The 25,026-nt window shown below is 65.3% G+C and carries 15 protein-coding genes; 12 read left to right on the top strand and 3 right to left on the bottom strand.

Annotation, left to right across the window (positions count from 1 at the left end; all coding sequences use genetic code 11):
• Positions 1–60: 60 nt before the first annotated feature.
• Positions 61–3,888, bottom strand: coding sequence for a GH92 family glycosyl hydrolase (locus AB0M87_RS09000; protein WP_365851233.1), 3,828 nt, complete (start codon positions 3,886–3,888; stop codon positions 61–63).
• A gap of 471 nt (positions 3,889–4,359) precedes the next feature.
• Here AB0M87_RS09000 and ngcE point away from each other — a divergent pair, with 471 nt between their 5' ends.
• The 9 genes from ngcE to AB0M87_RS08955 all read left to right on the top strand — a co-directional run bounded on the left by ngcE (position 4,360) and on the right by AB0M87_RS08955 (position 15,988).
• The gene (gene ngcE, locus AB0M87_RS08995) at positions 4,360–5,805 is read left to right on the top strand and encodes an N-acetylglucosamine/diacetylchitobiose ABC transporter substrate-binding protein (protein ID WP_365851232.1); all 1,446 of its coding nucleotides are present in this window, start codon (positions 4,360–4,362) and stop codon (positions 5,803–5,805) included.
• Positions 5,806–5,854: 49 nt separating this feature from the next.
• A complete protein-coding gene (locus AB0M87_RS08990) occupies positions 5,855–6,778 on the top strand; it encodes a sugar ABC transporter permease (protein WP_365851231.1) in 924 nt (307 codons plus the stop codon).
• Complete coding sequence (locus AB0M87_RS08985; protein ID WP_365851230.1) at positions 6,778–7,698, top strand: carbohydrate ABC transporter permease; 921 nt, start codon at positions 6,778–6,780, stop codon at positions 7,696–7,698. Before AB0M87_RS08990 ends, AB0M87_RS08985 begins: the two co-directional genes overlap by 1 nt.
• A gap of 251 nt (positions 7,699–7,949) precedes the next feature.
• Positions 7,950–9,149: an ROK family transcriptional regulator gene (locus AB0M87_RS08980; RefSeq protein ID WP_365851229.1), complete on the top strand. Its 1,200-nt coding sequence runs from the start codon at positions 7,950–7,952 to the stop codon at positions 9,147–9,149.
• Between the two features lie 132 nt (positions 9,150–9,281).
• Complete coding sequence (locus tag AB0M87_RS08975; protein ID WP_365851475.1) at positions 9,282–10,388, top strand: sugar ABC transporter substrate-binding protein; 1,107 nt, start codon at positions 9,282–9,284, stop codon at positions 10,386–10,388.
• Between the two features lie 158 nt (positions 10,389–10,546).
• On the top strand, positions 10,547–11,335 hold the full coding sequence (locus AB0M87_RS08970; protein ID WP_365851228.1) for an ATP-binding cassette domain-containing protein: 789 nt from the start codon (positions 10,547–10,549) through the stop codon (positions 11,333–11,335).
• Positions 11,332–12,621: a sugar ABC transporter permease gene (locus AB0M87_RS08965; RefSeq protein WP_365851227.1), complete on the top strand. Its 1,290-nt coding sequence runs from the start codon at positions 11,332–11,334 to the stop codon at positions 12,619–12,621. The genes AB0M87_RS08970 and AB0M87_RS08965 overlap by 4 nt, the downstream gene beginning before the upstream one ends.
• Positions 12,622–12,826: 205 nt before the next feature.
• Positions 12,827–14,749 (top strand): 1-deoxy-D-xylulose-5-phosphate synthase, encoded by a 1,923-nt coding sequence (gene dxs, locus AB0M87_RS08960; protein WP_365851226.1) that lies wholly within the window; start codon positions 12,827–12,829, stop codon positions 14,747–14,749.
• A 195-nt stretch (positions 14,750–14,944) separates the two neighbouring features.
• On the top strand, positions 14,945–15,988 hold the full coding sequence (locus AB0M87_RS08955; protein WP_365851225.1) for a hypothetical protein: 1,044 nt from the start codon (positions 14,945–14,947) through the stop codon (positions 15,986–15,988).
• A gap of 35 nt (positions 15,989–16,023) precedes the next feature.
• Here AB0M87_RS08955 and AB0M87_RS08950 read toward each other — a convergent pair whose 3' ends face one another.
• The gene (locus tag AB0M87_RS08950; RefSeq protein WP_365851224.1) at positions 16,024–17,115 is read right to left on the bottom strand and encodes an LCP family protein; all 1,092 of its coding nucleotides are present in this window, start codon (positions 17,113–17,115) and stop codon (positions 16,024–16,026) included.
• A gap of 848 nt (positions 17,116–17,963) precedes the next feature.
• On the opposite strand from AB0M87_RS08950, the gene AB0M87_RS08945 reads away from it, so the two are divergent.
• The 3 genes from AB0M87_RS08945 (at position 17,964) to AB0M87_RS08935 (ending at position 24,172) form a co-directional block, all read left to right on the top strand.
• Entirely contained in the window at positions 17,964–18,506 is a 543-nt protein-coding gene (locus AB0M87_RS08945; RefSeq protein WP_365851223.1) for a hypothetical protein, read from the top strand.
• Between the two features lie 339 nt (positions 18,507–18,845).
• Positions 18,846–22,661: a bifunctional glycosyltransferase family 2 protein/CDP-glycerol:glycerophosphate glycerophosphotransferase gene (locus tag AB0M87_RS08940; RefSeq protein WP_365851222.1), complete on the top strand. Its 3,816-nt coding sequence runs from the start codon at positions 18,846–18,848 to the stop codon at positions 22,659–22,661.
• A gap of 65 nt (positions 22,662–22,726) precedes the next feature.
• Complete coding sequence (locus tag AB0M87_RS08935) at positions 22,727–24,172, top strand: hypothetical protein (RefSeq protein ID WP_365851221.1); 1,446 nt, start codon at positions 22,727–22,729, stop codon at positions 24,170–24,172.
• Here the strand turns inward: AB0M87_RS08935 and AB0M87_RS08930 are convergent.
• Positions 24,132–24,917: an endonuclease/exonuclease/phosphatase family protein gene (locus AB0M87_RS08930; protein ID WP_365851474.1), complete on the bottom strand. Its 786-nt coding sequence runs from the start codon at positions 24,915–24,917 to the stop codon at positions 24,132–24,134. The two genes, AB0M87_RS08935 and AB0M87_RS08930, sit on opposite strands and share 41 nt — an antisense overlap.
• Between the last annotated feature and the right edge of the window lie 109 nt (positions 24,918–25,026).

The raw sequence follows: 25,026 nt of genomic DNA, 5'->3' as shown, positions 1-25,026 counted from the left end.
GGATGAACGAAAGGGGGGCCGGTACGGAGTCCGTACCGGCCCCCCTTCAGGACAGGGTGATCAGGACAGCAGCTCCACCTCCGCGAGGGTCGCCGGGTCCGTGCTCACCAGGCGGTACTTGGTGTACGTCCCCGGGTGGTCCACCGTGAAGACCCGGGTCTGCTTGTCCCAGGAGAAGGTCTCTCCCGAGCGCTTGTCCAACGGTGTCCACTGCGCACCGTCGTTGGATCCTTCGAGCACCCACGAGGCCGGCGCCTTCGCCTTGTCCGCCGAGGTGAGCGTGTACTGCACCGGACGGGTCGCCGACTTCACCGGCAGGTCGACCGAGGTGAACGAGGCGCTGGTGGCCGAGGTGTTGTCGAAGAGCGCACCGGGCCCGCTGATCGCGTCCTCCCGCGGCGTAGCCACCTTGTCGTCCTGGGTGATGGAGACCGGGGCCGCCTTCTTGCCGGTGGCCCAGTTCGACGGCTTGGAGCCCATGGTGAAGTCCAGGGTCCCGCCGTGCGTCAGCACGTCGTTGGGCAGGGCGGTGGAGTTCCAGGACTTGCCGTTGACCTTGAGGCTCTGCACGTAGATGTTCTTGTTGCTGTTGTTCGGAGCCTTCACGACCAGGTCGCGGCCGTTGTCCAGGTGGACGGTCGCCTTGGTGAACTGCGGTGAGCCGATGGCGAATTCACCGCTGCCCATCACCAGGGGGTAGAAGCCCAGGGACGAGAAGATGTACCAGGCCGACTGCTCGCCGTTGTCCTCGTCGCCGTGGTAGCCCTGACCGATGTCGCTGCCGGTGTAGAGCCGCCCCAGCACCTCGCGGACCTTCTCCTGGGCCTTCCAGGGCTGACCGGCCGCGTCGTACATGTAGGTGACGTGGTGCGCGACCTGGTTGCTGTGGCCGTACTGGCCCATCCGTACGTCACGCGCCTCGGTCATCTCGTGGATGATCCCGCCGTACGAACCCGCGAACTCCTGGGACGCCGTCTCCGGGGTGGAGAAGTAGGTGTCCAGCTTCTTCGCGAGACCTGCCTGGCCGCCGTAGAGATTGGCCAGCCCGCGGGAGTCCTGCGGGGCGGTGAAGGCGTAGCCCCAGCCGTCGGTCTCCGTGTAGTCGTAACCCCAGACCCTCGGGTCGTACTGGTCAGCCGGCAGCCGCCACTTCCCGTTGAGGTCCTTGCCCTGGAAGAAGCCGACCTCGGGGTCGAAGAGTTTGACGTAGTTCTGCGCCCGGTTGAGGAAGTAGTCGGACTCCTCCTTGTAGCGGGCCTGGTGGGTCTTCGCGTAGAGCGCCTTGCCCATCTGGGCGATGCCGTAGTCGTTGACATAGCCCTCCATCGACCAGGACATGCCCTCGTTGGTGGCGGTGGACGCGTAGCCCAGGAACGGCGCGGTGTCCATTCCCTTGCGGCCGACGCCCGAGCTCGGCGGGACGACCGTCGCGTTCTTCAGGGCCGCTTCGTACGCCGCCTTCGCGTCGAACTTCACGCCCTTCACATAGGCGTCCGCGAAGGCCACGTCCGAGCTGGTACCCGTCATGAGGTCCGCGTAGCCGGGGGACGACCAGCGGGAGATCCAGCCGCCGTCCTTGTACTGCTGGACGAAGCCGTCGACCATCTCCCCGGCCTTCTTCGGGGTGAGGAACGAGTACGCGGGCCAGGTGGTCCGGTAGGTGTCCCAGAAGCCGTTGTTGACGTAGACCGAACCGCCGACGATCTTCGCGCCGGTGTGGGTGGGGGTGTTCTCGCCGGTGTGCGCGGAGAACGGGCTCGCGTACTGGACCTTCGAACCGACCTTCTCGGACCCGGAGTTCGGGTACAGGTACAGCCGGTAGAGGGAGGAGTAGAGCGAGGTCAGCTGGTCGTGGTCCGCGCCCTGCACCTCGATCTTGCCGAGGATCTTGTCCCACTGCGACTGTGCCTTCGCCTCGGTGCCCGCGAAGGTGGCCGACGCGGGGAGTTCCTGGGACAGGTTCGCCTTCGCCTGGTCGAGGCCGATGAGGGAGGTCGCCATGCGCAGCGTGACCGTACGGTTCTTGCCCGGCTTGAAGCGCAGGTAGCCGGTGACGTTGTCGCCGCCACCACCGCGGAGCTTGGACCCCTCGGTGACCGGGGTGTCGAAGACGCCGTACACGAACAGTCGGGTGGCTCCGGCCGAGCCGCCGCTCTTGACGTCCGAGTAACCGCTGAACGATCCGGTCTTCGGGTCGAGGGTCAGCCCGCCGTCGTTGCTGACGTTGTCGAAGATCATGGATGCGTTGTCACCGGGATAGGTGAACCGCATCATCGCCGCGTGGTCGGTCGGCGTCATCTCCGCCTTGAGGCCGTTCTCGAAGGTGACTCCGTAGTAGTGGGGCTTCGCGACCTCGTTCTCGTGCTTGAAGGGCAGCTGCCGCTGGGTGCGCGAGGCGTCCGGGACGCCGGCGGCCACCGAGGGCATCAGCTGGAAGGTCTGCCGGTCGCCCATCCACGGGCTGGGCTCGTGACTGGCGCTGAAGGCCTGGATGGTGGGCAGGTTGTCGTCGTTGTTGCGGCTCGCGTAGTTGTAGAGCCAGCTGGTGGAGCCGGCGTCGGTGACCGGGGTCCAGAAATTGAAACCGTTCGGGACGGCCGTCGCCGGGAAGTTGTTGCCGCGCGAGAACGACCCACTGGAATTGGTGCCACGGGTGGTGAGTGCGTAGTCCGAGAGATGCTTGAGCCGCTTCTCGGGGGCCTTCGCCTTGAGCGAGACGTCGTCGATCCAGCCCCGGAAGGTCGCGGGACCCTTGGGGGAGTCGTAGGCGACCAGGATCCGGTCGACGGTCTTGCCGGCCGCCACCTGGCCGATGTTCGCCCGGACCTGGTTCCACTGATTGACGTAGAGCCGCTTCGCCGTCCCCTGGCCCTGCGGGGTCAGCAGTCCGCCGTTGGTGTCGGTGGCCTTGAGATCGCTCAGGTAGGTACCGTCGGTGAAGGCCAGATCGACCGAGACGTTGGTGGCGGCGTAACTGAGATCGCCCTTCTTCATCTCGGGGAAGATCATGTACGACAGCTCGGTGTTGCGGACGACCGGGGTGTTGACGTCGAAGACCTTGTTGTACGAATAGGCCCGGCCGTCACCCTTCTGCGTACCGGCATAGCGCAGCGACCGGACTCCGGTGTAACCCGCACCGGTCTTCGCGGTCGGCGAGGACAGCGGTCCGCTGTCGATCCTGGTGGTCATGTCCTGGGGTGCGGGCGTACTGGTGTCACCGTTCGAGAACTGAACATCGGCGAGCTGGGTGGCGTCCGTTGCGCCGTTGTTGGCCGTGATGTCCAGCCGGTAGTGCTCGTACGCGGTGGACGCGCCGGCGATGTCGTAGGTCTTGGCCTGGAAACGCTTGTCGAAGCTCTGGCCCTGCCGGGTGTCCAGGGTCTTCCAGTCCTTCCCGTCGGTGGACCCCTGCAGGGTCCAGTCCTTCGGGTCCCGCTCGTCGTGATCGTTGGCGGACGTCATCACGTACTGCGTGATCTTGACGGCCTCGTCGAGGTCGAACTCCACCCACGCGGTCGGGTGAAAAGCCAGCCATTTGGTGGACGAGTCGCCGTCGACGAGGCTGCCCTTGCCCTCGCCGCTTCCGGCGTTCTCGTCGCTGGCGCGCACCGCGACGACATGGTCGGTCACATCGCCCGGTATTCCGGAGGCGACGTTGCCGTCGATACCGGAGGCGCGTTTCTTCCCGTCCGGGCCGATATCTACGGTATTGCGCCAATCCGGCTGCGGCTGGTCCGCTTCGAACGAGGAGCTGAACTCCTTGTCCGCGCCCCGGGGATGATGGGCCGGCCGGGCAACGGCAGCGCCCTGGGCCGTCACGACAAGCACAAAAGCGGCCGCCACCAGGGCGGCGGCCGAGCCGGCTCTCCGTCGTGGTCTGGTCTGCATGAGGGGCCTTTCCTCTCACCTAGCGCTTGGACAACGTTGTCACTCACTTGCGCAAGGTCCAGTAGGAAGGCAAGTGGCGGGTGGCGTCAAGGGTGTTGCGTGGTGCATACGAGTGAGAGGTGCGCGCTCCCATTTGCGGTGGGGCAGTCCGGTACGCAAGGGTCCAGATGTCCGTGAGGTCTCAACTCGGGAAAGACTGGCGCGTAAACGTGCATTTGATCTTGCCCAGCTCGAGGGAAGTGGACTATACCTGTCGGCGTCCGCCCAGCCGCGTTTCGGCAGCGGTCCAGGGGGGCGGGGGTCGGGCGGGGGAGCTTCGGAGCATCCTCGTCCGCATTCCCAGTCTTCCCTCCTGCAGCCACGTACAACCCAGCTTCAACTGACCGCGGTGGCGGGGCCCTTCGCCTGAGGCGAATTCTCAACGGGCGACCGGTACACCGCCTGAGTCCTGTAGAAGGCGAGGACTTGAGCATGGGATCCACCTCCGCCCGCACCAATGAGGGCCTCGGCCGTCGTGATCTGATCAAGCGGTCTGCCGCGCTCGGCCTGATCGCTGTCCCGACGATGAGCTTCCTGTCCGCATGTGCGAGCAGCGACAGTTCCGGCGACAAAAAGGTCACAAAGGGCACGAAGAGCGCCAACAACCCGCTCGGCATCAACGAGACCGCACCGCTCGACATGGTGCTCTTCGACGGTGGCTTCGGCACGCAGTACGCCAAGGACGCCAACGCCTTGTACGCGAAGGCGCACCCCAAGTCGAAGGTGCACTTCTCGTCCACCCAGAAGATCCAGTCGGAGCTTCAGCCGCGCTTCAACGGTGGCACCCCGCCGGACCTGATCGACAACTCGGGCGCCGAACAGATGGACATGGGGGTCCTGGTCGGCAAGAACCAGCTGACCGACCTCACTCCGCTGCTGGACGCGCCGTCCGTCGACGACCCGAGCAAGAAGGTCAGGGACACGCTGCGCCCGGGCATCGTGGAGATGGGCCAGTACGACGGCGAGCCCTGCTGGATCTTCAACTACGCGTACACCGTCTACGGTGTGTGGTACTCGCAGACCGCCCTGGATAAGCTCGAGGTGGAGTACCCCAAGACCTGGGACGAGATGATCTCGGTCTGCGCCAAGGCGAAGAAGAAGGGCATCGCCGGCTGGACGTACGCGGGCAAGTACCCGTACTACATCCCGTTCTCGCTCTACCCCTTCATCGGCAAGATCGGTGGCCGTGAGGTCCTCGACAAGATCGACAACCTGGAGCCGAACGCCTGGAAGGACCCGGCCGTCAAGGCGGGCTTCGACGCGTACTACGAGCTCTTCAAGAAGGGCTACATCCTCAAGGGCACGCCCGGGATGGACCACATCCAGTCCCAGACCGCGTGGACCGGTGGCAAGGCGCTGTTCATCCCCAACGGTTCCTGGGTGGAGAACGAGGCCTCGAAGACCACGCCCAAGGACTTCCAGATGAAGGTCGGCGCGCCGTCGAGTCTCGACTCGTCGGACAAGCTGCCTTTCGGCACCCTCTGGGCGTCCGGTGGCGAGCCCTTCATCGTCCCGGCGAAGGCGAAGAACCCGCTGGCGGGCATGGAGCAGCTGCGCATCATGCTCAGCGAGGCCTCGTCGAAGAACTTCACCTCGAAGGTGAAGTCGCTCTCCGCCCTCAACGGCGGTACGGACGGCCTGACGCTGTCCACGGCGCTCCAGTCGGGCATCGACGCGCTGAAGGCCGCCGGTACCAACGTGCTCAACCCCCGCCTCCAGGACTGGTACGTGAAGCTCCAGAAGGAGCAGATCGGCGTGTCCGTCCTCGGCGAGATGATGGCAGGCCGGATGACACCGGCCGAGGCCGTCAAGAAGTGCCAGGCGTACGCCGACGCGGCCGCCAAGGACCAGTCGATCAAGCACTACAAGCACCAGTGAGCAAGCGTCACCAGCGGCGGTCATGGCCGGAAGATCGAGGTCGGTAACCATGCAACACGGTAAATACGGTTTTATTGTGGGGTTTCTGTCGCTCCCACTGGTGTTGTACGGGGTCTTCGTCATCTGGCCGTTCATCCAGTCGATCTACTACTCGTTCACCGACTGGACCGGTCTGAGCCCGGACTTCAAGATGGTCGGCTTCGACAACTACAGCCGGATGTTCCAGGACGACGTCTTCTGGAAGTCGTTGGAACACAGCGTGCTGTATGTGCTGTTGCTGCCGCTGGTGACGCTCGGCCTCGCGCTGTTCTTCGCATTCATGATCAATGTGGGCGGGCGGCGCCGTAAGGGCGCCGCGATCGCGGGCGTGCGCGGCTCGGGGTTTTACAAGATCGTGTACTTCTTCCCGCAGGTGCTCTCGATCGCGATCGTGGCCCTGCTCTTCCGCTTCATGTACAACCCCAACGGCGGCGTCCTCAACAGCACCCTCGAGGCGGTCGGGCTGGGCAGTATCCAGCCGAACTGGCTCGGTGACCCGAAGCTGGCCCTCTGGTGCATCGCGGCCGTCCTCGTCTGGTCCCAGGTCGGTTTCTACGTGGTGCTCTTCTCCGCCGGCATGGCCTCGATCCCGAAGGAGTTCTACGAAGCCGCGCTGCTGGACGGGGCGAGCCGGATCACCACCTTCTTCAAGATCACCCTGCCGCTGCTCTGGGACACCGTGCAGTCCGGCTGGGTCTACATGGGCATCCTGGCCCTCGGCGCCGAAGCGTTCACGGTCGTACAGATCATGAGCGTGGGACCGGGCGGTCCCGCCTACTCGACCACAGTGCTGCCCCTGTACGTCTACCAAGCAGCGTTCCGTGACGGTCAGGCCGGATACGCGACAACGATCGGCGTCGGCCTCCTCGCCGTCACCCTGGTCTTCGCGGCCATCGTGATGCGGCTGGGCCGGCGCGAGCGGCTGGAGTTCTGATGAAGACCACCGACACCCCTCCGGCCGACCTGACGAAGGACCCGACGCCCCCGATCGAGACGCCGCCGGTGCCGGTCGTCGAGGACAAGCCCACCGAGGGCAAGACCCTCAACTTCTTCTCGCACGGCATCCTGATCATCTGGGCCGCTCTGGCCGCGCTGCCGCTGCTGTGGGCGGTGATGTCGTCCGTCAAGAACGATCACGACATCCTCACCTCGCCCTGGAAGCTGCCGGACCGCCTGCACTTCGAGAACTGGTCGCGCGCCTGGAACCAGGCGCACATGAGTGAGTACTTCGGTCACACCATCGTGGTGGTCGGCTTCTCGCTCGTCGGCACGCTGCTGCTCGGCTCCATGGCCGCCTATGTGCTGGCGCGCTTCGACTTCCCCGGGAACCGCTTCATCTACTACCTGTTCATCGGTGGGATGAGTTTTCCGATCATCCTGGCGCTGGTCCCGCTGTTCTTCGTGATGAACAACATGGGCCTGCTCAACACGACCTACGGGCTGATCCTCGTCTATATCGCGTACTCGCTGCCGTTCACCGTCTTCTTCCTCACGTCGTTCTTCAGGACGATGCCGGGAGAGGTGGCGGAAGCGGCGATGATCGACGGCGCCTCGCACACCCGGACGTTCTTCCAGGTCATGCTGCCGATGGCCAAGCCGGGACTGATCAGCGTGGGCATTTTCAACTTCCTCGGGCAGTGGAACCAGTACATGCTGCCGACGGTCCTCAACACCGACCCGCACAAACGCGTGCTGGCCCAGGGCCTGGTCGAACTGGCCACCAGCCAGGGCTACAAGGGTGATTACTCCGGTCTCTTCGCAGGCCTGGTGATGGCGATGCTGCCGGTGCTGGCGGCGTACATCATCTTCCAGCGGCAGGTGGTGGCCGGGCTGACCGCGGGAGCCCTGAAGTAGCGTTCTCGGGCTTTCCTGCTCCGTTCTGACGACGAACCGCCCGACGGCATAGGCTGTCGGGCGGTTCGTCCTGTTTGAGTCTTGTATCGTCCGCTCATCCGCGTCAGGACTCGCTCAAGGTCTTGACGGAAGGGAGCCGCAAAGGCTCAGCTTAGGGTTCACATGTTGGAGATAGGGCGGGGCCTCGTCAGACGCGCCCCGCGCGGGGACGGCCGTCGCGCCGTCCACCCATGGCAGGAGTGGATGAGTCGATGGAGACTCCGGGGTCGCAGACATCTCTGCACCGGGCCAACCTCGAGCGGGTCGTGCGTGCCGTGCGCATGGCGGGCTCGCTCACCCAGGCGGAGATCGCCCGTAGTACCGGGCTCTCCGCAGCCACGGTCTCCAACATCGTCCGGGAACTGAAGGACGGTGGCACGGTCGAGGTCACCCCGACCTCGGCCGGCGGCCGCCGGGCCCGCAGCGTCTCGCTCAGCGGTTCGGCCGGCATCGTGATCGGTGTCGATTTCGGACATACGCATCTGCGGGTCGCGGTCGGCAATCTGGCGCACCAGGTCCTCGCGGAGGAGTCCGAGCCGCTGGACGTCGACGCCTCGTCCGCGCAGGGATTCGGCCGGGCCGAAGAGCTGGTCAACCGGCTCATCGCGGCCACCGGTATCGGCGCCGACAAGGTGGTCGGCGTGGGCCTCGGGGTGCCGGGACCGATCGACGTCGAGTCCGGCACGCTGGGCTCCACCTCGATCCTGCCGGGCTGGACCGGTATCAACCCGAGCGACGAGCTCGCCGCCCGGCTGGGCGTACCGGTGTACGTCGACAATGACGCCAACCTGGGCGCGCTCGGCGAGCTGGTGTGGGGGAGCGGCCGCGGGGTCAGGGACCTCGCGTACATCAAGGTGGCCAGCGGCGTGGGCGCCGGTCTGGTCATAGACGGCCAGATCTACCGCGGACCCGGCGGCACGGCCGGCGAGATAGGGCACATCACGCTCGACGAATCGGGCCCGGTGTGCCGCTGCGGCAACCGGGGGTGCCTGGAGACCTTCACGGCGGCCCGGTACGTCCTGCCCCTGCTGGAGTCCAGCCACGGCACCGATCTGACCATAGAGCGGGTCGTCCAGCTGGCCCGCGGCGGCGACCCGGGCTGCCGCCGGGTGGTCGCGGACGTCGGGCGGCACATCGGCAGCGGCGTCGCCAACCTGTGCAATCTCCTCAATCCGAGCCGGGTGGTACTGGGCGGCGACCTGGCGGAAGCCGGCGAGCTGGTGCTCGGCCCCATCCGTGAATCCGTCGGCAGGTACGCGATTCCCAGTGCGGCGCGGCAGCTCTCGGTACTTCCCGGGGCGCTCGGCGGGCGGGCCGAGGTGCTGGGCGCACTGGCGCTCGTCCTCAGCGAGATGGGCGATTCGAGCCTTTTGGAGAACGCGATTCCGATCTCCACCCCTGCCTTCACTTAGATAACGAATGACACCGTTGCCATCTCGTTAAGGATTTAATCCTTGACGTTGCCTCTGCGGCCGAGTTGACTCCAGGCACCTCGGTCGCAACGTTGCGGCCTCGTCAGGGAGGTTTCTGAAGTGAACACGCGTATGCGTCGTGCCGCCGTGGCCGTGGCCGCCACCGCAATGGCCGTCTCTCTCGCCGCCTGTGGCAGCGCCAAGGACTCGGGCGGGAGCAAGGCAAGCTCGGACTCCGGCAAGAAGAAGGGCGACAACATCACCATCGGTCTGTTGCTGCCGGAGAACCAGACCGCCCGGTACGAGAAGTTCGACAAGCCCCTGATCAGCAAGAAGATCACGGACCTGACCCACGGCAAGGGCAAGGTCACCTACGCCAATGCCAACCAGCAGGCAGCGACGCAGAGCCAGCAGATGGACACCATGGTGACCAACCAGGTGGACGCCATCATCGTCGACGCCGTCGACTACAAGTCCATAGCCACCTCGGTGAAGAAGGCCAAGGACGCCGGTATCCCCGTCGTCGCATTCGACCGCCTCGCCGAGGGCCCGATCGACTCGTACGTCTCGTTCGACAACGAGACCGTCGGCAAGACGCAGGGCAAGGCCCTCCTGGAGGCGCTCGGCTCGCACGCCAAGGACGGCAAGATCGTCATGATGAACGGGTCCGCCACCGACCCGAACGCCGCCCAGTTCAAGAAGGGCGCTCACTCCGTCCTTGACGGCAAGGTGAACATCGGCAAGGAGTACGACACCAAGGAGTGGAAGCCGGAGAACGCCAACGCCAACATGGAGGGCGCGATCACCGCGCTCGGCAAGAAGAACGTGATCGGCGTCTACTCCGCCAACGACGGCATGGCGGGCGGCATCATCACCGCCCTGAAGTCCGCGGGCATCTCCCCGATCCCGCCGGTCACCGGCCAGGACGCCGAACTCGCCGGCGTGCAGCGCGTCGTGGCGGGCACGCAGTACATGAGCGTCTACAAGCCCTACGTCCTCGAGGGCCCGATCGCCGCCGAGATGGCCGTCAAGCTGGCCCAGGGCAAGGACCTCGGTTCGCTCACCACCTCCACGGTCGATTCGGCCAGCGTGAAGAAGGTCCCCTCGGTGATCCTTCCGGTCGTCGCCATGACGAAGGACAACATCCAGGACACCGTCATCAAGGACGGCATCTACAAGGTCAGCGAGATCTGCACCCCGGCCTACAAGGCCGCGTGCGACAAGATCGGCCTGAAGTAAGTTCCCTCGTCCGCAAGGGACTTACGCGTTACTGAAGCCTGTCCGGCGCTCCGCCCTCCATCCGTCCCGCTACCGGGGCGGGGCGCCGGACGGAACACCTTGCTCAACCCGCGCTCGCAAGGCAGCGCGGCATCCCCGCCGGTCAGGCGGCGAAGGAGATGGTTCAAGTGTCCGCTACGCCCGTGCTGGCGTTGCGTGGGGTCTCCAAGCGATTCGGTGCCGTCCAGGCGCTCACCGACGTGGAGCTCGAGGCCTACGGTGGTGAAGTGATCGCGCTGGTCGGCGACAACGGAGCCGGAAAGTCCACGCTGGTCAAGACGATCGCAGGCGTGCACCCCATCGATGACGGCGTCATCGAGTGGGACGGCAAGGCCGTCCAGATCAACCGGCCGCACGACGCGCAGAACCTGGGCATCGCGACCGTGTACCAGGACCTCTCGCTGTGCGACAACATCGACGTCGTCGGAAACCTCTACCTCGGCCGGGAACTACGCAAGCGCGGGGTCCTCGACGAGGTGGAAATGGAGCGCCGCTCCCGCGAGTTGCTCACCACCCTGTCGATCCGCATCCCCAGCGTGCGCATCCCGATCGCCTCGCTCTCCGGCGGACAGCGCCAGACCGTGGCCATCGCCCGGTCCATGCTCGGTGAGCCGAAGCTCGTCATCCTCGACGAGCCGACGGCGGCGCTCGGTGTGGAGCAGACGGCACAGGTGCTCGACCTCGTTGAGCGGCTTCGCGAGCGCGGCCACGCCGTCCTGCTCATCAGCCACAACATGGCGGACGTCAAGGCAGTCGCCGACAAGGTCGCGGTGCTGCGCCTCGGCCGCAACAACGGTGTCTTCGACGTGAAGACCACCTCGCAGGAAGAGATCATCGCCGCCATCACCGGCGCCACGGACAACGCTGTGACCCGTCGTGCGTCGCGCAGCGTGGAGGTTCAGAAGTGAGCATCGACAAGACCTCCACCACCAAGCCGGTCACGGTGGACGCACCGGCTCCGGCGCCCGCCGCGGTGACCGCGGTCGACCCCCGGCTGCTGGTGCGCGAGCAGGGATTCGCCGGCTACCTGTCCGAGTTCAAGCGCAAGGTACGGGCCGGTGATCTCGGCTCCATACCGGTGATCATCGGTCTGATCGTGATCGCCGCGATCTTCCAGAGCGTCAACTCGCGCTTCCTCACCGCGGGCAACCTGACCGACATTTCCGTCACCATGGTCGGCACCGGCATGATCGCCGTCGGTATCGTCTTCGTCCTGCTGCTCGGCGAGATCGACCTCTCGGTCGGCTCGGTCAGTGGTGTCGCAGGTGCGGCCTTCGGTGTGCTGACCATCACGCACGGGATGAACCAGTGGCTCGCACTGCTGCTCTCCATCCTCACCGGCACTGCCGCCGGCGCGATCCACGGGTTCTTCTTCGCCCGGATCGGTGTCCCCGCGTTCGCCGTGACGCTGGCCGGTCTGCTGTTCTGGAACGGCTTCATGCTGCAGGTCCTCGGGGCCAACGGCACCATCAACCTGCCCGGCGACGGCCCGATCGCCAACATGACCGGCTACTACTTCTCCGACGTCGCGGTCGCCTACGGCTTCGCCCTGCTCGGCGTGGCGGTCTTCTTCGTCTCCTCGTTCGTCGACGCCCGGCGCCGGGAGGCAGCGGGCGTGCCGTCCCGCCCGCTCAGCGAGATCGTCCTGCGCAGCGCATTGCTGGCGATCGTCGCCTTCGCCGTCGCGTTCATGTACAACCAGTACAAGGGCCTGCCGCTGGCCGTCGTGATCTTCCTGGTGGTGCTGGTCGGCACGGACTTCCTGCTCCGCCGCACCACGTACGGACGCAAGATCTTCGCGCTCGGCGGTTCCGTCGAGGCCTCCCGGCGCGCCGGTATCAACGTCACCATGATCCGGATCTCGGTCTTCGCGATCGCCGGTACGTTCGCCGCGGTCGGCGGCCTCTTCCTCGCTTCGAAGATCGCCACCGCCAACCAGGGAGCCGGCAGCGGTGACCTGCTGATGAACGCCATCGCGGCGGCCGTCATCGGTGGCACCAGCCTCTTCGGCGGCCGGGGCCGCACCTGGAACGCGCTGCTCGGTGTCCTGGTGATCGTCTCGATCCAGTACGGCCTTTCGCTGCAGGGCATCGCATCGCCCATCCAGTACATGATCACCGGTGGCGTGCTGCTGGCGACCGTCGTGATCGACGCCGTGACCCGCAAGACCCAGAAGACCGCGGGCCGCGCGTAACGCCCGGACAGGCCCTGACGGGCACCGCACTGACGCCCGGTACCGGAACGCCCCGGTACCGGGCGCACGCGTGTGGTGCCGGGCGTCCCATTGCGCCGTACGAGTGACGTACGACGCACCGCCCGATGACGTCCGCCGTGAATGGAACATTAGACTCGACTGGCCCGGCAAAGCTCGATCACAGTTCGACCGCAAGGAGGCACGGGTGCCGTTGCTGACCCGCATCAGGGAACCGCGCGATCTTGACCGGCTCAGCCCGGAGCAGCTGGAACAGCTGGCCGGAGAGATCCGGACCTTCCTCGTCGACGCCGTGTCCAAGACCGGCGGACACCTCGGCCCCAACCTGGGGGTCGTCGAGCTGACGATCGCCCTGCACCGGGTCTTCGACTCGCCGAAGGACCGGGTCCTCTTCGACACCGGGCACCAGAGCTACGTACACAAGCTGCTCACCGGCCGGCAGGACTTCGGGCTGCTGCGCACCAAGGGCGGCATCTCCGGCTACCCCTCGCGTGCCGAGTCCGACCATGACGTCATCGAGAACTCGCATGCCTCCACGGTGCTCGGCTGGGCCGACGGTCTCGCCAAGGCCAACCAGGTACTCAAGAAGGACGACCACGTCGTCGCGGTGATCGGTGACGGCGCACTCACCGGTGGCATGGCCTGGGAGGCGCTGAACAACATCGCCGCCGCCAAGGACCGTCCGCTGGTGATCGTGGTGAACGACAACGAGCGCTCCTACGCGCCCACCATCGGCGGCCTCGCCAACCACCTGGCAACCCTGCGCACCACCGACGGTTACGAGCGCTTCTTGGCCCGTGGTAAGGACCTCCTGGGGCGCACGCCGGTCGTCGGCAAGCCGCTCTACGAGACGCTGCACGGGGCCAAGAAGGGCCTCAAGGACTTCATCGCCCCGCAGGGCATGTTCGAGGACCTGGGCCTGAAGTACGTCGGACCGATCGACGGTCACGACGTCGAGGCCCTGGAGTCGGCGCTGGAGCGCGCCAAGGGCTTCGGCGGTCCGGTCATCGTGCACTGCATCACCGAGAAGGGCCGCGGGTACCAGCCCGCCGAGCAGGACGAGGCCGACCACTTCCACGGCATCGGCCCGATTCACCCCGACACCGGCCTGCCCATCAAGGCCGCGTCGGCCAGCTGGACTTCGGTCTTCGGCGACGAGATGGTCAAGCTCGGCCGGGAGCGCGAGGACATCGTCGCGATCACCGCGGCCATGCTCCAGCCGGTCGGTCTGACCAAGTTCGCCAGGGAATTCCCGGGCCGGGTGTACGACGTCGGGATCGCCGAGCAGCACGCCGCGGTCTCCGCGGCCGGCCTCGCGACCGGCGGCCTGCACCCCGTCTTCGCGGTGTACGCGACCTTCCTCAACCGCGCCTTCGACCAGTTGCTCATGGACGTGGCGCTGCACAAGTGCGGTGTCACCTTCGTGCTGGACCGGGCCGGCGTCACCGGCGACGACGGGGCCTCGCACAACGGCATGTGGGACATGTCCATCCTGCAGTGCGTCCCGACCCTGCGGATCGCCGCACCGCGCGACGCCGAACAGGTGCGCGCCCAGTTGCGCGAGGCCGTCCAGGTCGACGACGCGCCGACCGTGGTGCGGTACTCCAAGGGCGTGGTCGGCCCGGCCGTACCCGCGGTGGGCCGGATCGGAGGCATGGACGTACTGCGCACGGCCGGCACCGTGAAGCCGGATGTGCTGCTGGTCTCCGTCGGCGCGCTGGCCCCGATGTGCCTGGAGATCGCCGAGTTGCTCAACAAGCAGGGCATCACCAGCACGGTGGTCGACCCCCGCTGGGTCAAGCCGGTCGACGAAGCTCTGGCGCCGCTCGCCGAGCAGCACCGGGTGGTGGTCACCGTCGAGGACAACAGCCGTGCCGGTGGCGTCGGTTCCGCCGTCGCCCAGACACTCCGCGACGCGGGGGTCGACGTCCCGCTGCGCGACTTCGGTATCCCGCCGCGCTTCCTGGACCACGCGAGCCGCAAGCAGATCATGGCCGAGATCGGGCTCACCGCCCCGGACATCGCCCGTCAGGTCACCGGTCTGGTCGCGAAGATCGACGGCCGGTACGACAGCGAGTCGGCCGGGACCGTGGAGCCTGCCCGCGACTGAACGGTGCGCGACTGCGGACGAGCCGCCGTATCCGGCCTGCAAGTCGGTGGGGGCGGCTCGTCGGGTGGCACCAAGGGTGGCCGGCGAGTGGGGTCCGGTAGTCCCGCACCGCTCCCGTCCGGAACCGGTCAGAACATCAAAATGCTCAGGTCACCGCAGCGTGGGACCAGTTGAGGGGAAGGCCGGCAGCCAGCCATGTCGTCGCGTACCGCATCTTCCTCGGGCCCGGCCACCGATTGCCGGCTGCTGCGCGGCAAGGACGGCACGCTCAGTGCGTACGCCCGGGCCGACGGCGGCATCGCGCGCTGGACCGAGCAGCGCCCCGGCGGCCCCGACTGGACGGGACCCGACCTGATCGCGGTCCCCGACAGCACCCATCTCACCCTGGCGCAGGGACCGGACGCCTACGTTCATCTGCTGTCCCGGCGGAGCGACGCCCGCGGGGTCACCATCATGCACGCCACGCAGTACCAGACGGGCCGGCCGTTCGGGCCCTGGCACTCTCTCGGCAACCACCACAAGGACCCCGAACTCGCCCGCACCTTCGGGGCTCCGGCAGCTGCCGTCGGCTCCGACGGCCGCGTTCATGTCTTCGTACGCAACGCGGGGCGCGGCATCAGCATGCGGAAGCAGGGCAAAACGGGAAAGTGGGAAGGCTGGAAGGACCTCAAGGGCGCCAAGGTCCTGGACGGGGCACCTGCCGCTGTTGCCCTGGCCGACCGCGTCGAGCTGCTGGCCCCGGCGGACAAGCAGGTCCTGCGCTGGTGCCAGGAGAAGCCTGACGGTGATTTCGTCCAGGCCGAACCGGCCGCCGCCCGAGCGGCCGCCGGATCGGTCACCGGTGTGCGCACCGGTGACGACCGTGCCACGTACTACTGGTGCGACCCGGGGGCCGGCGTGGTCGCCCACCGCCCCGGCTCCGACGACCTGGACCTGGGCGGTGAACCGGACGGTGGGCCGGTGGCCGCGCTGCGTACGCCCATCGAGGGTTACGACTGCACGGTCCTGGCCTTCCGCGCCCGCAACGGCCGCCCCACCCTGGCGGCCTGCCCCACCGAGGGCGAGGCGGACGGCCTCTGGTGGACGGAGACCGGCGAGCCCGCACTGGGCGCCCCGGCCCTCGCGGTGGACGCGGCGGGCCGGGTGGTCCTCGCCGCCATCGCGGAGGACGGCACCCTACGCGTGGCCCGCCAGAAGTCCGAACCGGGCCTGGCACTCGCCGCCTGGACCCGGGCCTGAGGGGCGGGTCCGCCCAGGCCCGGACCCGCCCGGGCTCAGCCGCCGTGGGCGGGCGACTTCTTCGCCGACGCCGGCACCTCGGTGTCGGTGCGGATGGCCTTCCACAACTCGGTGGCCTGTGGCTCGGCCGCGACCACCCGGTTGGGGTCGACTTTGTCGTACGCCACCGGAAGCATGATGGTTTCCATCGTGTCGGGGTTGACGCCCTTCATGCTGCGGGCGAACTTGGCGAGCGAGGTGAGTGAGGCCAGATCGGAATCGGTGGTCAGCGACTTGGTCGCCGAGTTCGCGATCTTGTACGACTTGGTCGGGCTGCTCAGCAGGTCCTGCCGCTGCACCTCGCCGAGCAGATCGAGCATGAACTGCTGCTGGAGCCCGATCCTGCCGAGGTCGCTGCCGTCCCCTATGCCGTGCCGGGTCCTCACGAACTCCAGCGACTGGGTGCCGTTCAGCTTCTGCGAGCCCTTCTTGAGGTTGAGACCGCTCGCTCCGTCGTGGATGTCCTGTGGGACGTCGACGGTGACGCCGCCGATCGCGTCGACCAGGCCCTTGAACCCGGCGAAGTCGATCTCCATGTAGTGATCGATCCGCACATCGGACATCTTCTCCACGGTCTTCACCACACACGCCGGACCGACCAGCGAGTAGACCGAGTTGAACATCACACGCTTCGCGGACGGCATCGTGGAGCCGTCCTTCTTGGTGCATTCGGGCCGGGTCACCAGGGTGTCGCGCGGGATGCTCACCGCGGTGGCCCGGGTCCGGCCCTGCGGTATGTGGATCACCAGCGCGGTGTCCGAACGGGCGCCGCTGACATTGCCTCCGGCTATCTTCCCGTTGTCCCCGGCCCTTGAGTCGGAGCCCAGAACCAGCAGGTTCTGCCCGGCAGTCGGGAGCTTCTCGGGACGGTCCTTGCCGAGCGCCTGATTGATGTCGACGCCCTTGATGTTGCCGTCGAGATTGCTGTACATCCACCAAGCGGCGCTGCCGCCTGCCAGTACGAGCACGAGCAGGGTCACGAGAAGTCCACGCCGTATGCGCTGACCACGGGTCCGTGCACGCTTGCGACTGCGGCGGGAGCTTTCCCGGGAACTTCGGTGGCCGGGCGGCATTACGTCTTGGCTCATCCTGTGTGAGTCCTCACAACTCGTAGCCCGGGCAGGGCTCATGTGATGGGGGTGGGACTCGGGTGGGGGGAGGAGAGCCGGTCCGCGGTTGCCTGGTAATTGAGCACTATAGACAGTCAATCGGGCGTACGTACGAGGGCCATGGCACTTTGTGCGGCCCCCGGTGGCGCTTCCGAGACTCCGATCGGCCTCGGGCCGCCACGATTCGAACTCTGGAACACACCTGGTTGCCTGGGCTTAGGATGTGGCAGATTCGAAAAGCTGCGCGAGTCTTCGGATGTAGGTTCTGGAAAGGTGACGGCAGATCCATGCTCGGACAGGAAGCCCGCGCCACCTCAGGGGTTACCCCGGCAGTCAAGCCGCAACGGGGGATCTGGCTGGCCCGAGGCAAGGATGACCGGCTCACCGCGTACGTTTCCGTCGATGGGGGTTTCCTGCGCTGGACGGAGACTCGCCCGGGAGGAGCGGAGTGGGGCAGCTCCCAGTTGGTCTCGGTGCCGCACCTGACCCACCTGTCCATTGCCCAGGACAGCAAAGCCTACGTCCATTTCATCGGTCGGCGCGAGCGAGGGGGTGACGGAGGGCGGCCCGTTGTCGATCTCGCGTATGCGATCCAGTACCAAACGGGGCGTCCGCTTTCAGCGTGGCGCTCGCTGGGCAATCCCAGCAAGGACCCCGAAGAGGCCCGCAGGTTCGGTATCCCCGTCGGCGTAGTGGACAATTCGGGTAGCGTGCACATCTCCGCCCGAAGCGGAGGGGGAGGTCTCTCGTTGCGCCGCGAGCGAGCCGATGGGGCCTGGCGAGGGTGGGAAGGCTTGCGGGGGCCGGACCTTGAGGACGTTCCGGTGATGATCGCTCTCACGTCGGGATGCGTCGAGGTGTTCGCCGCAACCGGAGGCGGAACGTTGCACTGGCGACAGCGGGAACCCGGCGGTGCTTGGGGTGAGGGCCAGGCCTCGCGGTTCGCGGTGGCTCCCCGGAGTCTGACCGCTCTTGAAACGGCTTCCGACCGGGCGACTTACTACTGGACCGACCCTGCCGGCTATGGCGTCGTGGCCTACCGTCCGGGTGGCTGGCCGATGGCTCTTGGGGGTGCACCCGGGGACGGGGCGCACGCCGCGGCCCGCGCATTCCTGGACGGCTACGACTGCACTGTGCTGGCGCATCGGGGAGCGAACGGCACAGCCGCGATCGGCGTGGGCGTCACCGAGAACGAGGCCAATGGCATGTGGTGGTCGGACACCGGGGTGCCGTGTTACGGAACTCCGGCGCTGGCCCAGGACGCACTCGGCCGGATGGTATTGGCAGTTGTGGACGAGAACGGGGCTCCACGGGTCGCCCGCCAGACGGACGAGCCGGGGTTGACATTCGCTCAGTGGCAGGAGCTCTGAACGCGGCCGAGCGCGGGGTACGCCTCCCTGCCCCGGCGCGAGAGGCTGTTCTGACTTGGATCTCTCACGGCATCCGAGGGTTGTGCGGCGAGCAGCATGAGGTCAATCACAGGTACCAGTGAGCCGCGTTTGTCACACATCGTCCAGGAACGGACGTATTGACATCCATTAATGTTCACTTAAGATTCACCCTTGGCTCAAAAGTTTGGAAGTTGAGCGAGAGGCGTTCAGCCGGGGCTGGCTGCGGGCGGTGTGGCTCGACGGAGGCAGCGCACGGGGGGTTGGGATCTTGAGCGGTGGCGCAGGTGCTCGCTGCTGCTTTGAAGTGGAGTGTGAAGCATGGCCGGTGGGCCACGTCTGAGTGTCGTCGTCCCTTTTCAGGACGTTGAGACGTACCTCGCAGAGTGCCTGGAATCCATAGCCCGGCAGACCTTCCGTGACTTCGAAGTGATCATGGTCGATGACGGGTCGACAGATCAATCCACAGCGATGGCCGAACAGTTCTGCGCCAAGGACGCGCGTTTCAAGCTGGTTCGCCAAGATTCCCATGGTCCCGGGCACGCGCGGAACACTGGACTCCGGTCCATGCACCCTGACGGTGAGTTCCTGGTGTTCGCGGATGGTGACGACGTTATTCCGGAGTACGCCTATGAGTTGCTCATACGTACCCTCTCGGAATCAGGCTCGGATTTCGTTTCCGGCAATGTCCAGATGATGAACTCGACAAAGAAGTGGCAGTCTCCACTTCACAAGGGCCCTATGCAGAAGGATCGTAAGGGCACCCATATCACTCGCTTCGACGCATTGATCTACGACCGTACGGTCTGGAACAAGGTGTTTCGCCGCAGCTTCTGGGATCACCACTTCATTCAGTTCCCCGAAGGTGTTCTCTATGAGGACTCCTGGGTCAACATGTTCGCCCATTTCCGTGCCAAGAAGGTAGATGTCATCTCTGACATCGTCTACTTCTGGCGCCGGCGTGACGGCGGCGCCGCACCCTCCATTACGCAGCGGCACACTGAACTCAGCAATCTGCGCGACCGGGTCGCGGCAGTGCAGTCCGTGAGCCGATTCCTCGCGCAGCACCGTTCGCGCGCGTTCGCCGAGCACAAGCGAAAGTACGACCTTGCTTGTCTCAAGTCAGACCTCCTGCTCCACCTGAAGGTGCTTCCCGATGCTGACGAGGAGTACCGCGAAGCTTTCATGTTCTGGGCCGGGGAGTTCCTTGACGAGGCCGACGAAGGCATCATCGACGAGCTTCCTGCCGACGTCAGGGTGAAGTGGCTGCTCGTCCAGGAAGGAAAGCTCGATGCCCTGCTGGACGTCATCGAGTTCGAACGCAAGGGCGGTCCACTTCCGGTCCGTCGACGCCTGCACCGGTACCTGAATTACCCTCACCTCGGAAACAGGGACACGGGGCTGGAGAAGAGCGACTACCGCCTCGACAAGGAGCTGTCCCCGTACAGTTCCCTCGTAGGGGCGCACTGGAACAGCGAGTGGCTCACTCTGACGGGCTCCGCGTATGTCCGCTACATAAATGTGCACAAGCGGCATATGTCGACCAAAATGCTGGCACTGCGCAACAAGAAGGCCGGCAGCACGGTCATCAACATGGCGAAGACGACCTACTACCCGCAGGCAACCGAGCACTCCAATCAAAACCGCTACTGCTACGACTGGGCAGGCTTCGAGACCCGGTTCGACACCACTCGACTGAAGAAGAAGGGCGAGTGGGTCGAGGGTACGTGGGATGTAGCCGCCGGGGTGTTCAGTCGCGGGCTGTTCCGTTACAAGAGCATTGGCCGGGGTGGCGCCGGCAGCGCGGCGAATCCGCCGTATCGATACGTCGACAAAAACACGCGGATCGTCCCCCTCTTCATACAGGGAAGCCTGAAGCTCCGCGTGGAGATTGTGCGGTGCCGTATCACGAGGCACCGAATTGTCGGGGACCAGCTCGAACTCGGCGGCGTCTACCTTGGCCCGAAGGTGCCGGAGTGGGGCAAGTTCCGTGTGACCAGCATGAGCGGCGCGGGTCGGCACGACGCGTGGATGAAATTCCAGCCGGGGGGCGAAGGATGGTGCACCTTCGTCACGCGTGTGCCGCTCCGCAGCGTGGTGCCCGGCTTCCGCAGTTCCGGTGACGGTGCCGTACCGCAGGCGTGGACCATGGGCAGCAATGGCTGGAAGACGACCGTCCACGTTGAGGGCCGGAAGGCACCTATGTATCCGGTGATGGCCGAAGAGGCTGTCGACGGCCACTACCGCATGCCTCAATCGCTCCAGACCCCGGACGGAGACCGGGAAATCGTCGTCCACCGGAACGGCTCAGGCTACGTCGTGCTCTTCGAACGTGCGGCCCTGCCCATGCTGGTTGATGGATGTTGGGGGGAGGACGGGTCGCTGGAGCTTATCGGTGAGTACTCCTGTGCAGATCTACTCCCCCCCACGGAGAGGGCTGCCGCGCACGTGGTGGTCAGGTCACGTGCGCACGGTGCTGAGCGGGCGGTGCCGATCGCGTGGGCCGGCTACCAATTCCGTTGCTTGGTCAGCCCTGCCGCGATGCAGACGTTGGCCGGTGCCATACCGCTCGCCGCGGGTCGCTGGGACTTCTTCCTGCGCCGCCAGGATCCTTCTGCCGTTGCGCCGGAGGAGCGCTCACCTGACCTCATGCTCAAGGTCCAGCAGACTCTCATCGAATCCATGCCTCAAGAGATGGAGCGGGATGACCGTTCGTACGCGCTCCAGGCAGAGGCATACGACCGGCTTTCGATGCTTGTACAATCCGCCATGCCGGAGAGCGCCCGAGGTCCGTACCGGCAGAAGCTGTTGCGGACCAAGACATACCCGCATGCCCGGCGCAAGAAGATCCAGCAAACCGTGCTCTTCGATGCCTTCAAGGGAACCCAGTACTCAGACAGTCCCCGAGCCGTCCATGAAGAGATGGTTCAGCGGGGGGTGGCGCTGAATCACCTTTGGGTAGTCCGTGACGACCAGGTAGAGGTGCCCCCGACAGCCATGCCAGTGCGTATGTGGTCGCCGGAGTGGTACGAAGCGCTCGGCACCGCGAAGTACATCGTTGCCAACAACCACCTTCCCGACTGGTTCGAGAAGCGTGAGGATCAGGTAGTGGTGCAGACGTGGCACGGCACGCCGCTCAAGCGCATCGGCCATGACATCGAATCGGTCCACTTCGCGGACCGTCGGTATCTGGAGCGAGTCGAGAAGGAGGTGCAGAACTGGGACATGCTGGTTTCTCCCAATAGCTTCTCCACGCCGATTCTTAAACGCGCGTTCCGCTTTCCGGGCGAGATGGTCGAATGCGGGTACCCTCGGAACGACATTCTGCGCCGTCCTGGAATGGGGCGAAGACAGATGGAGATTCGAAGAAAGATCGGACTGCCGCCGGGAAAGCGTGTCGTCATGTACGCACCCACTTGGCGTGATGACCAGTATTACGCTCCCGGGAAGTACAAGTTCGACTTCCGCATCGACCTCGATGACGCCCGTACCCGGCTCGGCGCCGACCATGTGCTGATGGTACGTCGGCACCCGAACGTGGTGGACCCGGTCCCGGGAGCCGGGGATGGCTTTGTTTTCGACGTATCCGATTACCCAGATATGGCGGATCTGTCGCTCATCGCTGACGTGATGATCACGGATTACTCGTCCCTGATGTTCGACTTCGTCAACACGGGACGCCCGATACTCTTCTACACCTACGACCTGGATCATTACCGTGACACTCTGCGCGGCTTCTATTTCGATTTCGAGCACAGTGCTCCGGGTCCGTTGGTCTTCGAGTCGGCAGAACTGATCTCTGCTATAAGGAATGTCGACCGCATACAAGCGGCTTATGCGGAGCGCTACCGCTGGTTCCAGGGCGAGTTCTGCGATTTGGATGACGGATTCGCGTCGGCGAGGCTGGCTGACCGCATCCTTGTAGCCGGTGGCGATCTCGACGCCGCTATGGCGCAGGCGCCCGCCGTAGGTGCGGTGGCGCCGTCAGGGCCCGGCCGACTCGCGGCGTTGGGAAGTGGTGCTCAGAGCCCAGAGCCGCGCCGCTTGGCAGACAGTGTTTCGGTCGAGCCCTACCGGCCGGTCCTGCCGCAGAGCCGGAGGGCGGACGTCAGTGCGTCGGCGACGCTGGGTGCCTAAATTGATGCCGGCCCGACCGGATCTTATGAAGGTTTCGAAGTCTCTTATGGAACTGGATATCGAACATGTCTAAATCAGGATCAAATGAACGTCCCGTGATCAGGGGGATAGAAGCGTCAGGGACCTTCCCCGTTGAATACCGATTCTCTCATGCGAAGAACGGAAATCGACATTTGGTCGTTGTTTTTGCAAACTTCTCAGCCCCCGATGAGTATGGATGGTCGAACGGCGTCTTCGACAACCTTCGATCCAATATACTGTGGATTCGCGACCTGTTCGACGGAAAAAATAGCTACTACATGTGCAAGGGGATGGATTTCTCACTGGAGCGATCTGTCATCACGCTCATATCGAACGTGATGAACTCTCTCTCCATCACGCCCGACCACTGCACCATGTTCGGAGGGTCAAAGGGCGGAAGTGCGGCACTGTATTTTGGTTTGAAATACGGCTTCGGCAGCATTGTGTCGATTGTTCCGCAGTTCAGGGTCGGCAGTTATGTTAAAAAGTCGGTCCCAACTGTCGCCGAGTTTATGATGGGTGAGGGCGTACCGGACGAAAACCTAAGATTCCTTGACTCCCTGATCCCTGATCTGGTGCGAGAGGGGGGAAATCGCGGAGCCAACATATACATGTTCTCCGCGGCGCAGGACGAGCAGTTCAAGGATCAAATAGAACCATTCCTCGGATTTTTCAACGGTTACGACAACTTCAATTTCATCTTCAGTGATTCGCCCTTTATCGGCGATCACACCGAAGTGACCAGGCGGAACGTTCCTGTCATCATGGGGCTGGTGAATCTTCTTATCGATGGGATGCCGCCGCGTCTTGGGTTTGTTCGAAATGGCTTCGAAGAGCCCGATCGCGACAAATCGGCCATTGATGCCTACCTGAAATCGACTTCTGTGGTACAGAGCGGACTGGTGGCTACTCCGACGGTTGCGGTCCCGGTGCCCCATGAGCAGGTGCGCGGAGACGTGGTGCGCTTTGCCGGGTTGGCCCCGGGTGCCGTACGAGTAAGCCTGTGGGAGAACGGCAAGTTCCTGGGTTCCCCGACCGTGGCGGCAGACGGCACATGGTCCTGGGAGCTGGGGAGGCCCTGGACCAAGGGGAACCATTTGATTCGGCTTTTCTCGGTGGACCCGAGCGGTTTTCACTCCGAGCGGACCGAGGTGGCCTTCACCATCTTGGACCGGCTCCCGGCTCCGCTCGTTTCGATGCCGACCGACCGTCAACAGGTGGCGAGTGCAGCGGTTCGCTTCACGGGGGCCGCGAGGGACGCCACACAGGTGGGTTTCAGGGAGGACGGAATCCCGCTGGGCGTTGCACCGGTCGCCCCGGACGGCAGCTGGTCATGGGAGTCGGGGTGGTCGTGGAGCGCGGGACAGCATGTGGTCGAGGTCTTCGGAGTCGACGCAGGTGGGAGCGAATCCTTGGCGTCCTTGGTGTCCTTCACTGCGCAGAACATGGTTACCGCCCCGGCCGACCCGTACTACGGCCAGAGGTACTGACGGGGGACTGGCCTGTCACCACCTGCATCGCGAGGGCCCAGTGGTCGGAAGCGCCGGAGGGGAGCACAGTGCAGCCTGACCGCGGTAGAGCTGTGAACAGGTAGTCGATCTTGTATCCGCTCTGATGCGTGTACCGTCCGGCCCGGGAAGACCCTGATTGGTCGCACTCCCGGTAAGAGGTGTACAGGCTGGAAGGCCAAACCCAGGCGCCCGAGTTGCCGGCCACACCCGGCGGGGCTGTGTTCAGATCTCCGCCGAAGACAGTTCGTTGACCCGATGCGGCGCGGACCAATGCCTTCAACTGGTCGTCCCTGAGTTCCCAGGTCGGGTGGGCCCGGTCGCTGCCCGGCGGACTGAGGTGCGCATTGCATACCCGGACCCTCTCAGCGGCAACTGTGGCGCAGAGTATGCCCCGGCGGAGCCCGGCACTCGGTTGCGCGGAAACGACATGCGAGATGCTGGTCAGTGGCCAGGCCGACAGTATGGCGAACCCCGCAGTGCCCTGCTCTGATTCGGCACACCGAACCTCGCTGCGACTGCCGTTGGCGCTGACCGACACGTAGGGTTCAAAGGTGCTGTGCCAACTCTCGCCCAGCCTCTTTCGAGCTGCGGAGAGATCGCCGCTGCACACCTCTTGGAGGAGGAGAACGCGCGCCCCGGGTGCCTCTGTCAGCGCTCTGATCCGCTCCTGTTTGCGCTGCCGACTTCCGGTTTTCTCGCATCCCCACTGCCGTACGCCACACATGTTCCACGTAGTGACCCAAAGCTTCCGCTCTCCGGCCCGGGCGGCGTCGGTGCCGGAGCGTACGGCGTACAGCAGGGACACCAGCATCGTGAGGCCCAGCACCACGGCG

This window comes from Streptomyces sp. NPDC051320, assembly GCF_040682175.1.
In the GTDB taxonomy this organism is placed as follows: Bacteria; Actinomycetota; Actinomycetes; order Streptomycetales; family Streptomycetaceae; genus Streptomyces.
This window is presented reverse-complemented; position numbering and strand designations above follow the sequence as displayed.